The organism is Vibrio sp. 10N.222.48.A3 (genome assembly GCF_041475345.1).
Classification (GTDB): domain Bacteria; phylum Pseudomonadota; class Gammaproteobacteria; order Enterobacterales; family Vibrionaceae; genus Vibrio; species Vibrio tasmaniensis_A.
On sequence record NZ_JBFRVX010000740.1, the window covers coordinates 1 to 3453 of the forward strand.

Genomic DNA, 3453 nt, shown 5'->3' on the forward strand with positions numbered 1-3453 from the left:
GTGTCTTGGGCAATGAATCGACAAATTTGATTAAATCTGGGATTTTGTAATCAGCTAAGCCACAATCACGTAGGAAATATTTTAGTTTGAAGGGATTTATGTCTGCCCCTTCGACTTTAACGATTACAGCGCAACTTCGTTCTCCTAAGTAGTCGTCAGGTATCGCAATGAGAGCGGCATCATGAACCCCATCGTGTCGAATTAGGTGGTTTTCGACCTCTTCTGCTGCAATCTTTTCCCCCCCTCGGTTAATCTGGTCTTTATCTCGCCCTGTTACAATGATATTACCGTCCTTAGTCTGTTTAACTATGTCACCAGTGTGATAAAACCCTTGTTGGTCGAATGAAAGACGGTTGTGTTCTTTTGCTTGGTAATAGCCGCGAATGGTGTAAGGACCTTGAGTGAGAAGAAAACCTTCCTCTCCGCAGGATACTGACTCCCCCTCTTCATTCACGATTTTAATCCGATCATGTTGTGAAATAGGGCGCCCTTGGGTAGAGGCAATAACTTCCATAGGATCATCCAATCTAGTGTAGTTCACTAGCCCTTCAGCCATACCAAAGACTTGTTGAAGCTGACAATCTAACTTGTTTGGTAGGTCTGTAGCCGCCGTTTGGCTAAACTTAGCGCCACCGACTTGAACTAATTTTAAGCTTGAAAGATCATGAGTAGTGGATTGAGCCTGCTCCATCCACAGCAGTGCTAGTGGGGGAACTAAGCCCGATACGGTAATTTTATGCTCTTCAATTAGTTTAAACGCTGATTTTGGAGTAGGGTCATGCGTAAGAACAACCGTACCTCCAGCGAAAAAGACCCCTAAAGCTCCCGGTGAACTTAATGGGAAATTATGTGCAACCGGCAGCGCACATAAGTAGCGAGTGTTTTCAGTAAACTTACAGATAGTGTTACTGCCAATCACGCTATAAGCATAGTCATTGTGGGTTCGAGGTATCAGTTTTGGCGTACCGGTTGTTCCACCTGACAATTGGAAAAATGCCAGTTCAGATGCTTCTGCTTCTTGTTTATCGTCGGGTTGCCCCGTGAAATCATCAAGCGATGTGAACCTTGGATCTGCCAAGTTCGTAGCATCACAGCGAACGATTATATGTTCTAATTCATTACTTTCATCTAACACTTGCTTAGCTAAGGCTTGGTAATTAAAGCCAGTATGTTTCCCATCTACAATGTAAGCTTTGGCTTTGGCGTGTTGGCAAAAATAAGATACTTCTGAGAAGCGATGAGCGGGAAGAGCTAAAACGGGTCGAATACCTTTCTGTAACAAGGCAAAGTAGCAAAAATAGAATTCGGCTACGTTTGTCATTTGTAATACGACATTGTCGCCCTTCATTAACCCTAAAGACTGAAAACCTGAAGCCATTTGAGACACTCTCTCTGCGGCTTGTAAATAGCTAAATTGACGCTCACCACAGATAAGAGCCATGTTGTTACCACACCGCTCAACTGAGTGCTGAAAATGATCGAAAAGAGTTCTGTCTTGCCAATAACCTAGCTCTCTATACAAAGAAGCTTGGGGTGTTGGCCAATCTGTATAATCCATATGTTCATTCGACATTATGAGTCTACCTATGCCGTCAACATATCTTTAAGTTGGATACCTGCTGCCGTTAAGATGGTGTTCATTTTGGCACCAGTTTCATCCAGTTCGCTTTGTGGATGTGATTCATCAACAATACCTGCTCCAGCAAAAACTTTCATTTGTCGTTTTTGGACCTCAGCACAACGGATCGTCACCACCCACTCCCCATTACCTCTTGAATCACACCAACCAACCATACCGGTAAAATACCCTCGGTCGAATTGCTCCAATTTTCGGATAGCTTCATACGCTTTCTGTCGCGGATAACCGCAAACTGCAGGGGTAGGGTGTAATTCAGCAGCGACTTCCAACACATTAGTGTGAGGGTTACTGACTTGACCCTCTAGTTCCGTGGAGAGATGAAGCATGGTTTTTGTTTCTATGACTGATGGAATCATAGGTGTGTACAGGTTGTGGCAATACTTGCTCATCACACGCTCAACTTCTTCTACAACTAGACCATGTTCGTGCAGATCTTTGTTGGTATTGAGCAATGAATTTGTTGAGCTTTGATTCTGTTCGTCCAGTTCAGAACGCGGGCGCGATCCTGCGAGTGGGTTAGAGGTGAGATAACTGCCTTTTTTTGCAACAAGGAGTTCTGGACTCGCCCCCATTAGCTTTTGGTTGTCATTGATATTCGCTGCGAACGTATAGCCTTTCGAGTTGATTGATAACAGATTACGAAGCAAAGTTTGCTGCTGAATATCAGCGTCTGTTTCTACTTCAATAGCCCGAGAAAGAACCACTTTTGAAAGCTCTGTGTTGGCAAACATATCAAGAAGGTCGGATACCCCTTGCTTATAATGATTACCGCTTGGGGAAGAAATGACGTGCGCATCGGCAGAAGAAAGCGGATTTGAGTGTAAGGATCTTGTACTACTAGAGATGAATAACTGCTCTGGGATAATAAATTTAGTCGGGTTTTCTTCGTTAAATGGGACGACACCAAATAGCACTGGATTATCGGCTTCTGATTTTTTAGCCGCCTGGAGCATTTCGTTCGCCTTCTCGGCTAGCTCTGAAAATGCAATAGGCTGGTGGAACTCATTTTCAATACCTTTACCCATCATCGTATTACTGGGAGAAGCGAAGAAAAATGGAGATGACAATAGCTCTCTATCTAGCAGATCACTTTCCATTTTTGAATAGCCAATGACTTCACGTTTCATAACAGGTCCCTCTTTGTGTATAGATCGTTATGACGATGTGCAATTACTTACATTGATGTTCTTAAAGGAACTCATTTGTCATGCACTTCATCGGGTTGCTTATTTTGGTCAGTAAGATTACATTTACATTTATTTAAATGCTAATGATAATGATTTCTATTTGATGTAAATCGTCATTATTGAAGGCTGCTCACATTCTTTGATTTTTGTTTTATGTAAATGCATACAAAAGTCGCAATTTTGATTGTTTATTATTCGGTTGTTTAGGTATATGGAAAGATTTCTTGAAGGACAATTAGTGTTATTAACGGGTGGTGCAAAAGGTATTGGTTTTAGCACGTTAGAGAGTTTGTTGGACTCGGGAGCTAAGGTGCTCGCTACGGATATTGATAGCCAACTCCTCGCGACTAAATCTGAATCTCTAGCGAGAAAGTATCCAGATCAGCTCTGGGTTGAACCGTTGGATCTGTCAAAACCTGAGTTAGTAAAACAGAGTATTTATCATTGGGTAGCAGAGTACGGTGAGTTTGACCACTTAGTGAGTTGTGCTGGTATTCTTCATTTAGGTGCGCTGTGTGATATGTCATTCGAGCAGATAGAAAACACATTTATGGTCAATTCGTTTGGTGCTCTAGCCACAATGCAGGCGGTATCTAAGTGTATGAAAGATCGGGGGAAGGGGAATAT

The 3453-nt window shown here is 42.5% G+C and carries 3 protein-coding genes; 1 reads left to right on the forward strand and 2 read right to left on the reverse strand.

The genetic code is table 11. The annotated features are described in order from the left end of the window. Both AB4653_RS19220 and AB4653_RS19225 read right to left on the reverse strand, forming a co-directional pair. On the reverse strand, positions 1 to 1573 hold a 1573-nt coding region (locus AB4653_RS19220; protein ID WP_372105026.1), incomplete at its 3' end, for a (2,3-dihydroxybenzoyl)adenylate synthase. Between the two features lie 11 nt (positions 1574 to 1584). After that, a complete protein-coding gene (locus tag AB4653_RS19225; protein ID WP_009846395.1) occupies positions 1585 to 2766 on the reverse strand; it encodes an isochorismate synthase in 1182 nt (393 codons plus the stop codon). A 271-nt stretch (positions 2767 to 3037) separates the two neighbouring features. On the opposite strand from AB4653_RS19225, the gene AB4653_RS19230 reads away from it, so the two are divergent. Beyond that, positions 3038 to 3453 (forward strand): SDR family NAD(P)-dependent oxidoreductase (locus tag AB4653_RS19230; protein ID WP_372105028.1); only part of this gene is annotated, 416 nt, incomplete at its 3' end.